This is a genomic window from Candidatus Brocadia sapporoensis (genome assembly GCF_001753675.2).
Taxonomy (GTDB): Bacteria; Planctomycetota; Brocadiia; order Brocadiales; family Brocadiaceae; genus Brocadia; species Brocadia sapporoensis.
The window spans coordinates 22,635-41,867 of sequence record NZ_MJUW02000017.1; the positions used below are offsets into that span (position 1 = coordinate 22,635).

The 19,233-nt window shown below is 42.7% G+C and carries 15 protein-coding genes and 1 pseudogene; 8 read left to right on the forward strand and 8 right to left on the reverse strand.

Features of this window, described 5'->3' with window-relative positions:
- Positions 1-253: 253 nt before the first annotated feature.
- From BIY37_RS00480 to BIY37_RS14190, 8 genes and pseudogenes are all read right to left on the reverse strand, one after another.
- Entirely contained in the window at positions 254-2,338 is a 2,085-nt protein-coding gene (locus BIY37_RS00480) for a PD-(D/E)XK nuclease family protein (protein WP_179129189.1), read from the reverse strand.
- A complete protein-coding gene (locus BIY37_RS00485; RefSeq protein WP_070065889.1) occupies positions 2,310-3,752 on the reverse strand; it encodes a PD-(D/E)XK nuclease family protein in 1,443 nt (480 codons plus the stop codon). Before BIY37_RS00485 ends, BIY37_RS00480 begins: the two co-directional genes overlap by 29 nt.
- A 60-nt stretch (positions 3,753-3,812) precedes the next feature.
- On the reverse strand, positions 3,813-5,069 hold the full coding sequence (locus BIY37_RS00490; protein WP_070065890.1) for a DUF2130 domain-containing protein: 1,257 nt from the start codon (positions 5,067-5,069) through the stop codon (positions 3,813-3,815).
- Between the two features lie 108 nt (positions 5,070-5,177).
- Positions 5,178-6,668 (reverse strand): type I restriction-modification system subunit M, encoded by a 1,491-nt coding sequence (locus BIY37_RS00495; RefSeq protein WP_070065891.1) that lies wholly within the window; start codon positions 6,666-6,668, stop codon positions 5,178-5,180.
- 634 nt (positions 6,669-7,302) lie between these two features.
- Positions 7,303-7,764: an IS200/IS605 family transposase gene (gene tnpA, locus BIY37_RS00500; protein WP_070065892.1), complete on the reverse strand. Its 462-nt coding sequence runs from the start codon at positions 7,762-7,764 to the stop codon at positions 7,303-7,305.
- A 415-nt stretch (positions 7,765-8,179) separates the two neighbouring features.
- Positions 8,180-9,568: a restriction endonuclease subunit S gene (locus BIY37_RS00510; RefSeq protein WP_070065894.1), complete on the reverse strand. Its 1,389-nt coding sequence runs from the start codon at positions 9,566-9,568 to the stop codon at positions 8,180-8,182.
- Positions 9,569-9,947: 379 nt separating this feature from the next.
- Positions 9,948-10,085, reverse strand: coding sequence for a hypothetical protein (locus tag BIY37_RS13280; protein WP_179129180.1), 138 nt, complete (start codon positions 10,083-10,085; stop codon positions 9,948-9,950).
- 4 nt (positions 10,086-10,089) lie between these two features.
- Positions 10,090-12,875: pseudogene (locus BIY37_RS14190) on the reverse strand (type I restriction endonuclease subunit R).
- Between the two features lie 363 nt (positions 12,876-13,238).
- On the opposite strand from BIY37_RS14190, the gene BIY37_RS00520 reads away from it, so the two are divergent.
- The 8 genes from BIY37_RS00520 (at position 13,239) to BIY37_RS00555 (ending at position 19,233) form a co-directional block, all read left to right on the forward strand.
- Positions 13,239-13,655 carry an EamA family transporter gene (locus BIY37_RS00520; RefSeq protein ID WP_070065895.1) on the forward strand — a complete coding sequence of 139 codons (417 nt, stop codon included), beginning with the start codon at positions 13,239-13,241 and terminating at the stop codon, positions 13,653-13,655.
- A gap of 188 nt (positions 13,656-13,843) precedes the next feature.
- Positions 13,844-14,683, forward strand: coding sequence for an MBL fold metallo-hydrolase (locus BIY37_RS00525; RefSeq protein WP_070065896.1), 840 nt, complete (start codon positions 13,844-13,846; stop codon positions 14,681-14,683).
- On the forward strand, positions 14,680-15,513 hold the full coding sequence (gene thiD, locus BIY37_RS00530; RefSeq protein ID WP_070065897.1) for a bifunctional hydroxymethylpyrimidine kinase/phosphomethylpyrimidine kinase: 834 nt from the start codon (positions 14,680-14,682) through the stop codon (positions 15,511-15,513). The genes BIY37_RS00525 and thiD overlap by 4 nt, the downstream gene beginning before the upstream one ends.
- A gap of 122 nt (positions 15,514-15,635) precedes the next feature.
- The gene (locus BIY37_RS00535) at positions 15,636-16,271 is read left to right on the forward strand and encodes an HNH endonuclease (RefSeq protein WP_070065898.1); all 636 of its coding nucleotides are present in this window, start codon (positions 15,636-15,638) and stop codon (positions 16,269-16,271) included.
- 124 nt (positions 16,272-16,395) lie between these two features.
- Complete coding sequence (lpxK, locus tag BIY37_RS00540) at positions 16,396-17,415, forward strand: tetraacyldisaccharide 4'-kinase (protein ID WP_070065899.1); 1,020 nt, start codon at positions 16,396-16,398, stop codon at positions 17,413-17,415.
- Between the two features lie 12 nt (positions 17,416-17,427).
- On the forward strand, positions 17,428-17,598 hold the full coding sequence (locus tag BIY37_RS00545) for a 4Fe-4S binding protein (protein WP_070065900.1): 171 nt from the start codon (positions 17,428-17,430) through the stop codon (positions 17,596-17,598).
- Positions 17,599-17,624: 26 nt separating this feature from the next.
- A complete protein-coding gene (locus tag BIY37_RS00550) occupies positions 17,625-18,596 on the forward strand; it encodes a GSU2086 family protein (protein WP_070065901.1) in 972 nt (323 codons plus the stop codon).
- Positions 18,589-19,233 carry an endonuclease III domain-containing protein gene (locus BIY37_RS00555; protein WP_070065902.1) on the forward strand — a complete coding sequence of 215 codons (645 nt, stop codon included), beginning with the start codon at positions 18,589-18,591 and terminating at the stop codon, positions 19,231-19,233. Before BIY37_RS00550 ends, BIY37_RS00555 begins: the two co-directional genes overlap by 8 nt.

The following is a 19,233-nucleotide window of genomic DNA, read 5'->3' on the forward strand; positions in this document are numbered from 1 at the left end:
CAGATAGCTGGCATATTCATCAAGTTTTTCTCTGCTTTGAGGTGGTGATAGTAAACCTCGTTCTAATTTGCTTATATTGCTGGTCCAATCCATTTTCAACGCAAAGCTGTTTTAGAATTTTTTGATGGTTGTCCTGTGCAATTTAAAAAACCCACCAAATTGTTTTACTTTATTCATTTCTCTCTCCATTCGCGTTGTATTGGTTATGCAACAGAGTAATTAAAATACAACATTTTTTAACATAGGAAGTATCTCAAGATTTACCAGACGCATTCTTAATATTCAGATGTATAATTTCACGATATTTTTTCAGCCTTACATCGTGTTCCAGTCTAAGTCGTAATGGCTGGTGACCTCTGCGGCATGTGGTGGCGAATTCGCACCATTCGCACTTTTGTGTATCTTCTGACGGTGAAACGGGGAAGATACCTTCGCGAATGATTTTCAGAAATTCCCGCAGGGTGTCCCAATATTGTTCCTTGTAATTCATCCAATTATCACTATCGAGGGTCTTTGTTTGTGGAGATGTCTGTCCTGTCTTTTCCCTGGTGTGTTCTGCTACATAAACAAAAGATGCCTCATCTATTTTAATTTGTCCCTGAGGAATGTGACCCTTCTTAATTTTTTCCGATAGCAGATGTTCTGCCATGATGATGTAAAAGGGGAGTTGTAACTTTTGACCCCGAATGGCATATCTCATGATATTTTCTTTTAAAAATTTCCCGGATTTGTAATCGATCACACGCAAGCTAATTGCATTCTTCTCTTTTTTTATATCCATGCGATCGATCTTCCCATTAAATACTATCTTTAAATTCTCTCCTTGTTTAAAGGACTCAGGGATAAGTTTGTGCAAGTCATTTTGTAGACGAAGCTTTACCGTTTTTTCTAAGTAAGTGGGAATGTAACCAGTTTTTTCAATCTGTTCAAGGTCCCACGCTATGAATTGTGTGAGAAGAACGAGTATCTCCTCCTTTTCAATTTCCCATATGATCGGGTATGGAACAGGAGTCTGCTGTTCTATGTTTGTGAAATATTTTTGTGCGATACTGTGTAAAAGCTCTCTCGTATTTATTTTTTTTGTACTTGTGGTAAAGTATCTTTCCTCTATCAAGGTATTATAAAAATCCCTCAGGATGTTGTGATAAAGGGCACCGAGGTCCACGGCTGCTATCACTTCAGACATTTCTGGCTCTTCCAGGGGCTCTATTTCCATGATTTTTCTCATAAAAAACTTAAACGGGCATGTCCCAAAGGTCTCTAATGTAGTAGGACTAATGCTCTGATATGCCGCCCCGTTCCACCACGTGGACATATCACCAACGATTCCGTCGTATGGCGTTAAATGATGATCGCGGCTTTCGTTAAAACTTAAGGCTGATTGTGAACGTTTAAAGACATCCTGGTTGTTTCCAAGAGCCTTCATAAGACCGGTAGGATCTATTCGGTCGAGCGCCATCCGGATGCCGGCCTCTTTTGGTGTAAGCAACAAGAGTTCCTGCTTACAAAGTTTTTCCTTAATACTGCGTGGAACGTAAATTTCGTATGGCGGTTTTTCTCCGGAATCCTTTGTGGGTGGGAACAGCTTTTTTAACGTTTGAAGGATATCAATAAGATAATGGGATTGAATCTTCGGTTTTCCCGATTCATCCGAACGTTTATAAAGGAGATAGAGTTGTTCCCTTGCGGCATTTAATAAGAAGGAGAAGAGCAGGCGCTCTTCGTCGAATCCCCGGAGTTTTTCGGAAATAAAGTTTCCCAGTACTTCAGACAGTCTGCGTCGCACGTGGTCCCGCAGGAATGGCTCTTCGGAGATAGCACGGGGGAACATCTTTTCGTTTAAGCCTAATACAAACAAGACGCGAAAAGGAATACCCCGGGCCGACATAGCGTCAAGCACCTTTACGCCTCTGCCGTTTCTCAATCCGATGGGTAAAGTTTCATGCCGGCATGCATCTGTGAATGTATCGATAAATTGGTCCAGGGACACCTCTTCTCCCATACAGTCCAGGGCGCATAGGGTCTGCAACAATTCTTTTGTTTTTTTCAGTATCAGGTGATCTCTTTCGATATCTTCCGGATTCCCTTCTGAGGGAATCTGAATATAATTCAGGAGAAGGTGGATCGTTTTTGCAGATAGCGTCTTCCATGATGCCTTTTCAGGAAGAAGCAACAAGTCGTTTGATAAGGTGCGTAGGATGGTTTTTAAAATATCGATTTGGCCTGCGGAGATATGGACATGCCTTATTGTCTCTTCATCGTCTAATGAGCTATTATTTCCCTCTGTTTCCTCTCTTTCATATGGGGGTTTATGAGTAAGAGTTTTTTTTTTCAACAAATGTGTCTTCTCTTGATAAGGGGTCTTCATTGTCGTGGACAACTAATTCTGTCAATACTCTCCTCTCTTGTTCAAGCCTTGCTAACCAGCACTCGATACCGCTGCGAATACCTAATCTTCTGCTCAGGGCATCCCAGAGATCCGGATGCGGAATAAGTTCCGTGGAGTCGCACGACGGTATTTTGAAATAGGGTGATCCAAATAACTCCATGACCATCGGACGGTAGAAATCTTCCCGTTTCAGCAAAAGAATGTTTTGGATGGCTTTTATCAGGGGATACTTTTCCATGGGCTCCTGTATGCTGGTGGCAAATGGGATGCTGTTTTCCTGGAATATTTTTTTGATGGTATCGGTGTACGGTTCAAGCGACCGTGCAACCACACCAATCGTTTCCATAGCATACCCTGCATCCGTCAATTTCAGGATCTCCTTTGCAACCGTCCAGACCTCGTCGTGCCTGCCAGAGACATTGATAATAACAAGTTTTTGATTTCTGGTTTCACATTTCTCGTTATGAGTTATAAAATGTGTGTCTACTTTTTGGTCCGTAACCAGCGGCTGGCAGCTCACAACAGGTGTACCTTCGGATGTTGAATCCATGAGGTACGAGAACCCAGTGCTGACATCAGGACACAATTCCTCTATGTCACGTGCCATACCCAGCACGAATGATTCGAAAAAAGGTTTTACGTAAGCAAAACCAGGATGTTTCTTTTGGTAGGGCAGGAAGAGTATTGTTGGATAAGCCCTGAATATTTCTCCGAAAAAATCCTGCTCAACCCCGGTAAGGTCATAGAAGCCATATGCCAGGATGTATTTAAATCTCCTGAGGAATTCAGAGTCCGTTATATAGGAAGTGACCATGCGATAGATATCCGAATAGTGGGAAATATTCGTGCTTTTTAATCTCTGCCTGAACAGATCATAGAGCTGTATGACTCCTTGTAGTTTCTGTACTTCCATACCTTCAACAAATCCTTCCCGAACTGCTTCTTTTAAATCATCGGCATGGACATTTGCATCAGTAAGGTCCTGTATGACCTGGAAGAGGGCGCTAGCGAGGGTTGTCAGAGACGGTACATTTTTAAATATGGGATTTGTTGATAGATGTTGTTTCAGCAATTCTGCAATGATGCCTTCGTAAATAACGGGCTGCTGGATAATCTGACCCACTTCAATTCCCGAGCGCCTGCAAATCTCCTTTGCTAAAACATAAAAGTTCATAAAGGAGAGATTCATGAAAGATGCGCCTTGCTCCTGGACAAGGCGCTCCTGGAGCCGGTTGAGCATCCAGTTCGTAGGCACCACAACGGCAAGAGGCGCCATGGGATCATCCCTTTTTAACGTATGTACCGTCTCTACGAAGGAGTCTTCAAGGGATGGGTGATAATGTCCAATTTTTACGGTTAACATTATGGTGTCCTGTAAAACTTCTTTCTTTAAGTTTTTTTTACCACGTTATGCAATTTAATACTAGGTATCATCCGTCTCAGGAGGCTCTGTACCGTCTGTCAGTTCCAAACTCTTAATGTGCGGCAAGGTTGCTCCGATAATACCCTGCATGTCGCCATACATACCGGCAGTATTATTAACTATCTTTTCTATTTGCTTTTCTCTTTTTGCCCATATTTTTATTATAGCCCTTTTTTCCTGATCCAGATCCTCTTTCATGGATTTAAAGGATTCAACGATTGCTTCTATTTTTTGCCTGAATTCTGGTCCCGACAAATAATTATAAAGCACCTCCATCTTTTCACTTTTACCAACGAGTGATAATTTATGCTGAGCCAGTTCCATTAAACTCGTCCGTAAAACCGATGCCAGGGCAATTGACAACGCATAGTCCGCGACCCAAACGCCTTCTATTTGTGCGAAACCTTCTATTCCTTTGGGCATGGTTTCCGTCACCAGAACTGCAATCTCCGCCTTTACCTCTCTCTGATCGTCTTTGAGTTTTGATAACCAACCGTCGCTCCATGCCTTGGTATGCTTTGATTCCCATATCATGGCGCCGCAATAATGGCCGCTCTTGTTGTGGACTTTTTGGAGAATATCGGCTCCCCTAATCCCTTTGGGAACCGGTTCGATTGTGTCGGTTGGGAATTGTGCCTTTAAGAGAGATTCCAGGTCCAATTCCAGCACCTCCCCCTGGGTCTGCATGGAGCCCTGCTGTGCCTTGCGTTTGGCTTCATCAAGGGCCTTTTTGGTGTCTTCGAGTTGTTTTTCTTTTTCCAGGAGTTTGAGGCGCATCTCTTCCTCGGCTTCTTTCCTGGCCTTTTCAGAGATAATTTTTCGCTCCTCATCGAGCTTTCTGGTAATTTCGAGTTCCTGATTCTTTCTCAGTTCTTCCAGTTCGCGCACCTTCTTGCGAAATTCCAACTCTACTCTTTGCGCTTCCACAAGTTTCCGTTCTTTTTCCACATTCTGGTCCTTCAAGTCCTTTAACTCTACCCGGATGGCATCCTCAACCTCTTTCCTGGACTCTCGCTTCAACTTTTCCTTTTCCGCTTGTAATTTCTGGAAGACTTGCTGATCGATCGTTTTCCTGGCATCTTCAAGCGTTTTCATCTCCTCGGCAAGGGACTTCTCACGCCTTGCAATTTCCAATTCCCTTTCCTTTGCTTTCAGTTCAAACTCTTTCCGAAGTTCTTCCTTTATTTGATGTGAAAGCGTTTCGGTTAATGGTATCTCTTTGGCGCAATAAGGGCATGCTATTGTTTGATTTGACATATCGTTATCCTATAGTAGGTACATATTATTGTTTTTTTTATTTTATCCCAGAAACCATGACTATCCAAAAAGAAAATTAAGGACAGGCTGTCAAACTCTCTGACATAGCTATTTCCTGCCGTTGATGGATTGCATAATCTCCCTGAAACTTTCCAAACCGGCCTCCAGAGTTTCAATAATATCCATGGCCAATTCATCTGGATCGGGCAAGTTATCAAGGTCAGCCAGGGACTTATCTTTTATCCACGCGATATCAAGCGAAGTCTTGTCACGGCCGATGATTTCATCATACGTGAATTTTCTCCACCTGCCTTCTGGAGTAGTCTCTGCATGATATATTTCCTTTCGTTTGTTACGGTTGGTTGGATTGTAGCAGGTAATGAAATCCTTAAGATCGTCCAGCTTTAAGGTGTTTTTCTTCAGTGTGTGATGGATATTGGTGCGGTAATCGTAAATCCATGTTTCCTTCGTCCATGCCTTTTTCCCTGCGGGTTTTGCATCAAAGAAGATCACATTTGCCTTTACGCCCTGCGCATAAAAAATCCCTGTTGGTAAACGAAGGATTGTGTGCAGGTCTGTGGTTTCCAAAAGTTTCTTACGCACCGTTTCTCCAGCCCCACCTTCAAACAATACATTATCGGGTACCACAACGGCCGCCTGTCCCGTCGTTTTTAACATAGTGTGAATATGCTGGACAAAGTTGAGTTGCTTGTTGCTCGTGGTTGCCCAAAAATCCTGCCGGTTGTAAGTAAGGTCTTCCTTTTCCTGTTCTCCTTCTTCATTCGTAAATGTCATGCTGCTCTTCTTTCCGAACGGCGGATTGGTGAGGACATAATCGTACCGCCTGCCATCATCGGCAACCAACGCATCGGTGGAAGAAATCACATTTTCGCTGTCAATATCACCGATGTTGTGCAGAAACAGGTTCATCAGACACAACCTGCGGGTACTGGCGACAATCTCGTTGCCGAAAAATGTCTTGTATTTAAGAAACTGCTTTTGCTCTTTGTCCAGCGAAGGGTTGCCGGCAATGAAATCATAAGCAGCCAAAAAGAACCCGCCCGTGCCGCAAGCGGGGTCAGCAATGGTTTTGCCGGGTTCCGGACGAAGACATTCCACCATTGCTTTAATCAACGCCCTTGGCGTGAAGTATTGTCCGGCGCCGCTTTTCGTGTCCTCAGCATTTTTCTCTAAAAGTCCTTCGTAAATCTGTCCTTTCACGTCTGTGCCCATGGTGCTCCACCGCTCTTTGTTAATCATGTCAATCAGCTTGTAGAGTTTGGCAGGGTCCTGAATCTTGTTTTGGCTCTTGGTAAAGATCTGTCCAAGGATTCCTTTTTGTTGCGAAAGCTCACGAAGCAATGTGGTGTAATGCTGTTCCAGCGCTGCGCCCTTCTTTTCCGTCAGACTTTCCCAGGTATATTCTTTCGGTATAGGAAGTTTGCGGTAGTACGGCGGCTTTGAAAACTCATCTGCCATCTTCAGGAACAGCATATAGGTGAGTTGTTCTAAATAATCGCCATAGCCTACGCCGTCATCCCGAAGGGTATGGCAAAAGTTCCATATTTTGCTGATTATTGACGAAGTGTTATCGCTCATATCTTTTCAATCTTGCCCTTCTGAGTGTCTAATACCGCAGTAAACAAAGAAAATTCAAACCATTCATTAAACATTTTCATGGTCTATACTCATGTCATCCCTTCGGGATTTTCCTGTTCATCCAATGGTTTTAACCCCAAAGGGGTGTGATTATTATAGAAAACCAATCGCCACCACCATGTAAACCCCGAAGGGGTGATATAGTATTGTTTTTGCCGTTATATGCCACCCCTTCGGGATTTTTTCTTCAATACCGCATTCTTCTCCCTCTCTGCCTTTATCCTCTCCAAAAGTTTTGATGGCGATTCGTCTTTGGGGTTTTAGGCTACCAGCTTTCCATTAAAATGCCTCTTTCAAAATACTTTGCCACAAGGCTTCACTTTGCTGCAAGTTGTGAACAATGGTTTCTTCCAAATTTATCGCAACCGGAGTGGCGTCTTCCCGTTTATTAAATAATGGTTTTTTAATCCCGAAGGGATGTAATTATTATAGCAATATCATTGTGCAATTATTTCTAAACCCCGAAGGGGTGATATATTATCGCTATCGTCATTTTATTACACATCTTCTGGTTTGTGTGGTATTTTACGGTTCATATCTATAATCCATCGTAACTCAGTCAGTGGTGGAAATATTATTCCATCCACTCAAACAAATAATTTTCATTATATTCAATTTCAAATTTTTTCAAAAAGTCAATATATTCCTCCCGGAAGGTTTTCGTGCGGTGATGTTCCTCCTGATTCAATATATAATCGTAAACATTTTGAATATGTGAATGAGAATATGAAAATGCGCCGTATCCTTCCTGCCAGGAAAACTTCCCTGTTACCAATTTTTTCTCATTGATAAAATTAGATGAATTGTTTTTGATGTCACGAACCAAATCCGCAATAGCCATGGCAGGCCGCAATCCGACAAAAGCATGGATATGGTCAGGCATTCCATTGACAATGATTGGCTTTTGTTCTTTGCCTTTGATGACTCCGGCAATGTATTTATACAATTCATCTTTCCATTCCTTACAAATAAAATTTCCCCGTCCTTGTACAGAAAAAACAACCTGAATGTAAATTTGTGAAAATGTGCCTGCCATAGTATTCCCCCTATAATCATATCATCCCTTCGGGATTGTCTTTTTGCATATGGTGTCTTCGGCATATCCTTTCCCTTGTCTTCCTTCATTCTCTCCAGGAGTTTTGATGCCGGTTCCTCTTTTGGGTCTTGCGCAACCAACCTTCCTTCGAATGCCTTTTTCAAAATGCTCTGCCGCAGGACTTCGCTTTGTTGCAAGGCGGTTGGGATAGTTTCTTCCCAATATATTGTTAACGGCATAGCGTTATCACATATTTCAAGCAATGGCTTTTAATCCCGAAGGGATGACATTATTATAGCATATCGTTACGCGATTATTTTATAACCCCGAAGGGGTGGCATATTGTCGTTATTGCCGTTCTATTTCACCCCTTCGGGGTTGAATTTGGTGTTACGGTTTTTTCCCTATAATCATGTCATCCCTTCGGGATTTTCTTCTTTAACGTCCCATTACTCTCACTCTCTGCCTTGATCCTCTCCAGGAGTTTTGATGCCGGTTCGTCTTTGGGGTTTTGTTCTACCAGCTTTCCTTCAAATGCCTTTTTCAAAATGCTTTGTCGCAGGGCCTCGCTTTGCTGCAAGGCGGTTGTTATGGTTTCTTCCAATTTATCGCATACTGAAAGGCGGGTTTCTATTTCCAGAACGATTTGGTGTTGTTCTTCTTTTGGTGGAACAAACAATTCAATTTCTTTAAAATCTTTAATTCCAACTAAATTAGGCATTGCAGTTCCCTGTGATTGGTCGAATATTTTCTTTTGAAAAAATGCGGTACGAAAGTGCAAAATGAAATATTTATTCCCAATAATATCATTTTTCAATCTTATTCTTAGCAATGCTTGATTTATAATTCCAGGTTTTGCATCTTCAGGTATTTCTGAAACTCTTCCAAGCGTGACACCTGAACAACTAACAATCAAATCACCAGGAATTACTTCGAAATTGATTAGTTCTTGATATTTTTTTTCATCAATAAAATATTTCCCTCTGTATGGATCGTCATTTATTGCATTTCCTTGCTCATAAACTTTGTATCCATCAGCAACAAAAAACTCTTTCTTAATTGCACTTCCAAAAGGTCCTCTCCTTAATCCATCTTTCTCCTTTGTTATATCTTTTAATTTTAGAAGTTTCCATCCCTCTGGTAATTCACCCTCTTTCACATCTTCATGCGTCAACCTTCCTTCAAAAGCCCACTTCAACACGGCCAGCCGGTAGATTTTGAGTTGCTGCTGGGCGGTTTTTAAACTTTCAACGCCTTTGTCTAATTCGCTGAAGAGTTCTTCTATTTTGGCTACAATGCGGTGCTGTTCAGGGAGAGGGGGGAGAGGGATTTGAACAAACATAACAAACTTTGAGCTTATACCACCTTGTGCCGCACCCCTGAAGTCGTGCAGAATTTCATTCTTTCCTGCCTGAGAATACAATTTATAAAAAGCGTATTTGGGCAATAGACATTCTTTCACTCTAACAATAAAAACGTGTTCATTAATCACGGCTTTTTCATAGGGAAAATCACTTCCAACAAAACTTGTTTTCCCAGTTGTAGCTCCGTCTTTTACAACGATAATATCTTGAGGTGCGATTCTCCCCTTTATCATATAATTGGCAAATTCAACCGGAACAAATTTGATTTTTGAAAAATCAAATCCTCCATTATTATTCAAATGTTCACCTCCAACACTGGGAATACCTGTCTCAATTCCTTGCACCCCACCTTTAGGTCTTTTGCCACTTTCCAAAGCAGAAATTAGCTCCCCCAACTTCACCACTTCCCAACTTGGAGGTATTTTGTTTCTATCAATCATATTATGACGTTTTCTTTAAGGATAATCACCGATAAAGCATTGGAATTAATATGGAACCAATACGGGATGTCTATCAAATAACCGTCAAATAAAAAATGGTTGTCAATTAAAGAGTTATGATGGAAACAATCCCTGCCTATCAAATAACCATCAAATAAGATTTTGACCAACACTTTAGCTTTTTGAAAAATAACCCCGTAGGGGTGAAATGTTTATAGAAAAACGTGATATACACTATTTTAGCTCCATAGGAGCGGCATGTTGTTTCTGTGTTTCACATGCCGCTCCTATGGAGCTTGATTGTGGCATAATGGTTTATCTATAAACATATCGCTCCTAACGGAGCTTTTCACGGTATTTTTTTCAAAATATTAAAGTATTACGATTTTGATAATGCAGAAAGCAATCCACCGATTTCTTCCGGTGAATGAAAATTGTGTTTGAACTCTAACCACGCCGATTCCTTCGGAAGTTTCAATAGTTGTTGCAATAGAAATTTAATGTCCGTGTTGCTCATTTATTTATGCCGCCAATGACTCATTTAGCTCGTTTATAATTTCATCCATCCTGTCGCCAAAGAGCTGATACATCTTTCCCTTGCCGCCTGCGGCATCGAAGGGTGTGTAATCCAGGTCATCGGCATCCAGGTGGATGCTGGTAGCTATGTGGTCTTTTATCATCCGCAACCATTGCATCTGCTCTTCCGTAAACTTCAATGCGCCTGCCTGTTTCTTAAACACCCAGTTCTGAAAATTTTTGTCCACGGTTTTGTCGTAAGTCGTCAGCGTTTTATCCACGCCTGAAACCTTACGGATTAAAGAGACCAAGGCAATCAGTTCATTCCGTGGACTACCTCTTGCTGCACTTGTTACAGCATCCAGTTGCTCATAGGCACGCCACACCTGCATGGGGGCAAGCACGGGCTTATCCGCCTTCAGTTTTTCCAACACGTCTTTCATCATGGCGTAGGTAAGTTCACGCCTGCGATACGGCTGCGCATAAAAAATCTGCAAAGCAGTGATTTCTTCCTTGTGTTGCGCTATCCATGCCTTAAAATCATGCACCAGGGTTTCTGCCTTTGTCTTGTTGTCTTTGTCCCAGCCCACATTGATTACGGTATCGGGATTTTGCATATCGATCTTCTGTTCGTGCGCCTTGCGGACGTTTTCAATGTATTCATTCAACTCACCGGTAAATACCTTGGCTGCGTTGTCCTGCAATTCAGTTTTCAGGCGATTGAATTTTTCTTCCTTCTCAACGGGCGCTGCGCCGGGATTTTCCTGTTCTACCTTCATGCGCAAATCTTCCAGGGTGTCAGGATTAAAGACATTCAGCAAACCCTTCACCACCTGCGAAACGCTTTTGCCGTTGGCCTTTGCAGAAAATTGTATCTTCTCTTTGTCGGTAATTTGTTTTTCCAGTCGTGTCAGGCGGTTGGCAACAGAAGTGAACAACTCTTCCTCCCGAGCTCCTACGGCAATGGCTGCCAGCAAGTCTTTTAAGGGCACTCCGGGCTTCTTTTCCAGAGGACGGCTGTCGGTTTTCAGACTTTTTGTAACGCCGATAGCGTCCACAATTACAAAATGGTCTTTGGTGTATTTGGCCGAAGGCGACACCTTTTTCAGGTCATCAAAGGGAACGGTTCGTGTGCCCCTGCCTTTCATCTGTTCAAAATAGTTTCGGCTCTTTACATCGCGCATGAAGAGCAGGCATTCCAGTGGTTTTACATCCGTGCCGGTGGCAATCATGTCAACCGTAACGGCAATTCTCGGATGGTACTCGTTGCGGAATTGTGACAGCACCGACTTCGGGTCTTCTATGGCCTTGTAAGTCACTTTTTTACAAAAATGATTTTCTTCGGCAAACTCCTCACGAACGATCTGAATGATGTCGTCAGCGTGGGAATTGGTCTTGGCAAAGATAAGCGTCTTGGGCGTTTCAAATTCGTCCTGTCCATTGTAGCGGTCGGGAAATATTTCCGGCAGATGTTCCTTAATGTGCGAATGATCATGCGGATCTGATTGGGGTTCACCACGTCCCTGTCCAACTGCTGTGCGGTGTATGCCTCATCTTCATCCTGCAACTCCAGCCGTTTCTTCCTGCTCAATCGTTCACGGTGCTCCACGTATACGCCTTTCCAGAAAGTGGCGCCCTGCTGGGTGATTCGTGTATCAATGAGAAATACATCATAACCCACATTTACGCCGTCGGCCACGGCTATTTCGTGGGAGTATTCCGAGACCAGGTTTTGGTCAAAGTAAGCCACGGTGCGCTGGTCAGGTGTTGCGGTTAATCCCACCTGGAACACGTCAAAATATTCCAGCACCTGCTTCCACAGGTTGTAGATACTGCGGTGGCATTCGTCAATCACCACTACATCAAAGAATTCAATTGGTAGTTTTTTGTTGTATTCAACCGGCGGGACTTCTTTCGGCTGCCACCTCTCGTTCGGATTTTCTTCCTCGGCGCTTTCGCCCAGCTCTGTTCCTTTCAGAATGGAATACAAACGCTGAATGGTGCTGATGTAAACCTGGCTGTCAGAAGGGATATTGCTTGATTTCAAACGGTGTACCCCGTATAACTTGGAGAACTTGCGGTTGTCGTCATTTGGCTGATATGCCATGAATTCCTGTTCCGCCTGTTCGCCCAGATTTTTGGTGTCAACCAGAAACAAGATGCGCCTTGCATGGGTGTATTTCAGTAAACGATATATACCTGTGATGGCGGTATAGGTTTTCCCGGAACCCGTTGCCATCTGAATCAATGCCTTCGGCCTATTTTCTTTAAAGGATGTTTCAAGGTTGTTGATGGCCTTGATTTGACAGTCACGCAGTCTTTCAACAGGCAGCGCGGGCAGGTCAGGCAAACTGCCGCGAAGTGATTTTGATCTCTTCAGCCATTCACGGAAGGTCTCCGGACGGTGAAAAGAAAATACGGGTCTTGAGCGCGGCTTGGGGTCTCTGAAGTCGGTGAACCGGGTAACTTCGCCGGTGCTTTCGTAAACAAAGGGAAGTGTTTCGTTATGTAAGTATTTGAGTTTTGCAGAGGCATATTCTTCAGATTGTGCCTCGTGAACGGTGAGGCGGTGTCCTCCTTCCTCACGCTTGGCTTCAATAACACCAACGGGTTTCCCACCAACAAACAAGACATAGTCGGCTACTCCCGCATCCGTCAGATACTCACGAACCGCAACCCCAATTCCCGCATGAAGATTAATCCTGTTCTTATCCTGGATAAGCCAACCGCAGACATTGAGTTGCTTATCAATACGGTCTCGCGCTATTTGTTCGGGCGTTTGATTACTCATTGCCATAAAAACATATCAAAATCGATAAAAACATACAAGTATCAAATTATCTTGAATACCTTAAAAATACTGATAAAATCAAAAAAAGGCAAAACACATCAGGGCACCGGAAAAGCCCTGAAAATAGTATGAAAACATGGGTAAAGAATGTTACGTCCGGTTTTATTATAAGTAACGGAGGTAAAACTCTACAGTGTGTTTTTTAAAAATTGTAACACTTTAGTTTTTTGAAAATTTCCCATAAAAACCGGGTATTAAATGCACTAAGGGCAGGTTTCAAACCTGCCCCGACAAGGCAACATGATTCATATAGAGGGTTTTTAAAAAAACTAAAGTGTTACTAAAAATATTTGGAGTAATTTCTTGGAAGCGTTTTTTCTTGCCTTACTTACCGCCTTTATCTGGGGATTTGTGCCCTTTTTGGAAAAGATAGGGCTCTCGTCTGTCGAACCAACTGCGGCTTATCTGGTGCGATGTTCGGGCATCTTTCTGGGTATCGGAATCCTTATAGCTTTTACCCCTCAGTTTCCATCCTTTGCGAAGATGGGGATTAAATCTGTCTTCTTTCTTGTCCTTGCTGGTATGCTGGCGGGAGTTGTTGCACAACTGGTGTTTTACAAGGCGCTCAAGACGGGAGAGATCTCAAGGATTATCCCCGTTACAAGCTGTTATCCTCTATTCTCATTTCTCTTAGGCTGGATCTTCCTGGGTGAGGAGATAACGGTATCTAAAATAGCAGGTATGTTGTTTATTTTGGGTGGGATATTGCTCTTGAAATAGACGCTACAGTATTACCGCGTAAAATACTTCTTTTCAGGACGATTTTTTCTCTCTCTCTTTTGCTCACTTCTATTTTAAAAACCAATCGGCTCTCTTTTTCCCGCACCCTACAAATCGGTTGGAGTATTTGTTATAATATGACGTATTCAGGACTGAGGTTCAACACATGAAAAGATAGAAAGGAAAAGATGAAGCTGGGCGCATTCAAGATTTATCCTGTAAATGATGGCACTATGTATCTGGATGGTGGGGCAGTTTTTGGGATTGTGCCCCGTATCTTATGGGAAAAGGAGTATCCTCCGGACGAGAAAAACAGGATACCGCTATCTCTTCATTGTCCTCTGATCGTGACCAGGAGACACAAGATCCTGATCGATACCGGTGTTGGAACAAAACATAACGAAAAATTCTGTCAGATTTATGGCATTCGTAAAGAATCAAACCTCTTGAAATCCTTGCATCGTTTTGGTTATGAGCCCAAAGATATCGATCTCGTCATCAATACGCATCTTCATTTTGATCATGCTGGTGGAAACACTGCTCTGAGTGAAACAGGGAAGATTGTCCCCACATTTCCAAAGGCAAGATATTTTGTGCAGAAAGGAGAGATGGAGGCTGCTATAAATTCCAATGAAAGGACACGGGCAAGTTATTTAACTGAAAACTTTTTACCTCTTGATAGCCCTCAGTATCTTTCCCTTGTAGATGAAGACATTATTGAAGTGGATAAAGGTGTTACCCTTATAAAAACCGGAGGTCACACCCAACATCATCAAGGTGTAAAAATTGAATCAGAGGGGCATGTGGCATTCTTCCTGGGTGATCTGATTCCCACCGCAGCGCATCTGCGGTATCCTTATATTTCAGGATACGATTTATTTCCTTTGGAAACTCTGAAAAACAAAAAAGAAATATTAAAACAGGCCTTTGAAGAACACTGGCTCCTGATCTTTCAGCACGACATAAAGGTGCACATGGGCTACCTTAAGAAAGGGAATGAACGGTTTGAGATTGAAGAAGTAAGATGAAGAAACAGGTACCATCGTTATATAAAGTCCTTTCCATTGCCGGTTCTGATAGCGGAGGAGGCGCTGGCATACAGGCAGATATTAAGACAATTACAGCGCTTGGTTGCTATGCTACAACCGTTGTTACTGCATTAACCGCACAGAACTCTCTGGGGGTGCGCTCCGTTTTTGAGGTGACGGACTCCTTTGTAGGCGAACAAATCGATGCAGTTATGATGGATATAGGTACGGATGTCGTCAAGACGGGGATGCTGCTGAACAGGGGTATTGTGGACGTGGTGTGTTCGAAGATCAAAAAATATGACATCAAATCCCTGGTTGTTGATCCGGTCATGTTGTCAAAAAATAACGAGAATTTATTGTTGACCAATGCCGTCCATGCCCTTACTTCCCGATTATTTCCTTTGTCTTTTATCGTGACACCAAATATTCCTGAGGCAGAAAGTATCACCGGCTTAACGATAAGGAGCGTATCTGATGCAGAAGATGCTGCCCGGGATATCTATCAATTGGGCACATCCAATGTGCTTATTAAGGGCGGACATGCCGGAAGATCATGGAGTACGAAAAACAAAAACACGGTGATCGATATTTTATACGACGGAAAAACTTTTGAATATATTGAGGGCGAATATATTTCAACACACAATACCCACGGCACAGGTTGTACCTATGCCTCAGCGATAGCCGCATTTTTAGCGAAAGGAAACGGCCTTATGGAGTCCGTTGTTCAGGCAAAGAGGTTTGTTACCACGGCTATTCAGAAATCATTCGGGACTGGCAAAGGATACGGGACATTAGACCATTACCGCGCCGTACAATTCCCTTGAATTGTACTTGGCATAGTGATATACTTCGGGGTAAAATCTTCTCAGGTTTTTTAGGCTTTTTAGGTATTTCCTGTGTTCTCTCTGCAATTATATTTTTTTTATAATTGGGGGTATGCGCTGAAATGCAACACATTGCATCATTGGAATTGAGCGTGCTGGTGTTAAATAAATTTTTTACGGCGCTCCATGTAATTTCAGCAAAGAGGGCATTTGTCTTATTATGTAAAGAAACGGCAGAAATCGTTTCTGTAGATGATGGAAAATTCAACTCTTATGATTTTGACAGTTGGAAGGATGTCTCCCTTTACAGGGCTAAATCCGGCTTGCCCGAAGAGGATACCACGAGTTGGATTAAGACCGTCTCCTTTGAAATTGAGGTGCCAAAGATTATCCGTCTTTTATTCTATGATAAGCATCCGCAGTCTAATATAAAATTTAACAGGCGAAATATCTTTGCACGGGATGAAAACAAATGCCAATATTGTGGCCGTCGGTTTCCAACATTTGAGCTGAGTTTAGACCATATTGTACCAAAGGCGTATAACGGAAAAACTACCTGGACAAACATCGTATGTGCCTGTACGCAATGCAATAAATTAAAAGGGGGGAGAACCCCGGACGAGGCGAATATGAAATTAATGCGCAAGCCGGTCAGACCGAAGCACAACCCCATTTTAAGCTTTAAACTTCGTTCAGACCGGTATCGTTCCTGGAAGCAATTTTTGGATGAGGCATATTGGTCTGTTCCGTTGAAATAAAATCTGTTCCGGGCAGGCTAAGGTTTCTGAAGGAATTTTTTCTTTTTTTGCATTTATTAATAACTATTTAAGAAAAATTTTTTTTAAAGTTACAGAAGAGGAGACTTCGGGTATATATTCCAGAATGTTGTTGAAGTCTCTTTATTCTCTGTCGAAGATATACGGGTTTGTCGTTAAAACTCGTATTTTTTTTTATAAAAAAAGCGTTCTCAGGAGCGTTCGTCTGCCTATTCCTGTTATTAGTGTAGGAAATATTACCCTGGGGGGAACGGGCAAGACGCCGGTTGTTGAGTATGTTGCACGGTATTTACAAAAAAAAGGCAAAAAGGTTGTTATCCTCAGCAGAGGTTACACTGCTGCCATAAAACAAAAAGGCGATTCTTTAAACAAAAACATATGCAATGATGAGTATCTCGTGTTCCAGGAAAATATTCCGGATATCCCTCATCTGTTAAACAAGGACAGAGCGAAAAGCGGACTTCATGCGATCAGGCAATTTCAAGCCCAATATTTATTATTGGATGACGGTTTTCAGCATCTCCGTCTGGCACGGGATATGGATATTGTAACTATTGATGCACTGAATCCGTTTGGTTTGGGACATATCGTCCCTCGCGGTATGTTACGCGAACCTTTGAAAGAACTAAAACGAGCAGATCTGTTTGTGCTAACACATGTGGATCAGTGCGGTCTGGATGAAATTCAAGCAATCATTGATCAGTTGCGAGAAATTGCCGGGCATGTTCCGGTGGTAGAAACGGTTCACAAACCCCTTTGGTTAGAATCGTTAAAGGATCATGAAACAGCCGATATTCAAGTGTTACAGGGAAAAAGGGTATTTGCGTTTTGTGCGATCGGCAATCCTGAATCATTCAGGAAGAGCATTGATGGTGCAGGGGGAAAAGTGCTGGGGTTTCATGCGTTTCCAGATCATCATATATATACCGCATCTGAATTGCAGACATTGAATGCAGAGGCACAACGTGTCGGGTCGGAGGCAATCATGATTACGCAAAAGGATCGTGTCAAAATAAAAAATGTTCGTGTATCGTGGGATTTCCCTGTATGGACGTTAAAGATAGAAATTCGTATTGTGAGGGGTAATGAAATTTTTGAAAATAAGATCAATGCTATTCTGAATTGAAAGGAGAAATAGATGGCTCATAAAATTACGGATGAATGTATTAATTGTGGTGCATGTGAAAGTGAATGTCCTGTCAGTGCGATATCGGAATCCGGCGATAAGAGAATTATTAACGCAGGGACCTGTACGGATTGTGGAAATTGTGTAACGGTATGTCCCGTTGAGGCAATTCTTGCCCCATAAGAATATCCTTCAAGGAAAAGGCCGGTATGACAAGACAACGCGAGGATGAAATTGATCTTTTAAAACCACTAGATCTCTGCAAAATTAAGACGTATTCAATAAAAGAACGAAAGAATCTTTCAAATATCAACCTGTTCGCCAAGCCCGTCTTGCCTGCAGATGGAATGTATGCCTTTTTTGAATCCCTGCCGGAAATTCTGGCTTCAGCAAATTTACGGAAGGTAATTGATGCGATAGTTCTTGCATATCAGAAAAAATGCCAGGTGGTTATGGCGCTTGGCGCTCATGTTATCAAGTGCGGCTTATCCCCGCTCATTATCGATCTCATGAACCGTCGTATCATAACCGCCCTCGCCATGAATGGCGCTGCTGCAATTCATGATTATGAAGTCTCGCTCATTGGGGCAACCTCCGAGGACGTGGCAGTTAGTCTAAAAGACGGCAGTTTTGGTATGGCAAAGGAGACGGCAGAGGCTTTCCAGGCTGCTTCTGCGCAGGGGATAAAAGATGGCAAGGGACTTGGGCATGCGCTGGGTAATAAAATGATTGAAGAAGCGAATGCCTATAATGACCTGAGTCTGCTCGCTTGGGGTGCAAGACTTAATATACCAACCACGGTTCATGTCGCCATGGGAACCGATACCATACACATGCATCCGAATGTATCGGGAAGGGATTTGGGCGAGTCCAGCCACATGGATTTTAGAATTCTCGCCAACGTGATTTCCAGATTAGAAGAAGGAGTGTGGCTCAACGTGGGCTCAGCCGTCATTATGCCGGAGGTCTTCCTGAAGGCAATCTGCATCGCAAGGAATCTTGGGTATAAGGTTGAAAATTTTGTGACGGTGAACATGGATATGATTCAGCACTATAGACCTCAGACCAATGTTTTAAGAAGGCCAACTCAGCACGGATATGCGATTACCGGTCATCATGAAATCATGTTGCCTCTTTTAAGGATGGGTATTCTCACAAAACTTGGTAAAGGAGATGAGTAAGGCTAAAACCCTATTAAAAATGTATCGAAAGATGCTTGATACTCTGGGACCACAACAATGGTGGCCGGGAGAAACCTCCTTTGAAGTTATCATTGGCGCTATATTAACACAGAATACCAACTGGTCTAACGTTGAAAAGGCTATCAAAAATCTTAAGACTGCCGGAAAACTCTCTCCCGCCGGAATTCACGAATTGGCTATGTCTGAGTTGGCGCAGCTTATCCGCCCCTCCGGCTTTTTTAACGTTAAGGCAAAGCGTGTCAAGGCATTTATTCATTGGCTATTTTCGAGATATGAAGGCAATCTCTCCAGAATGTTTGCCCAGGATTTGGAAACGCTTCGGGGTGAGTTGCTTTCGGTGAAAGGTATCGGGCCAGAGACAGCAGACTCTATTTTGCTGTATGCAGGAAATATGCCTACCTTCGTTGTAGATGCGTATACCCATAGGATTTTTTCACGGCATGGTTATGTTTCCGAAGAAAGCGCCTACGATGAGATGAAGTCTTTCTTTGAAGAAAATCTTCCCAAAGACGTAAAACTATTTAACGAATACCATGCCTTACTGGTGAACATCGGAAAGAGATTCTGTAAACCCAAAAAAGTCTGTGAACCGTGCCCTTTAAGGGATTTTTTGTAA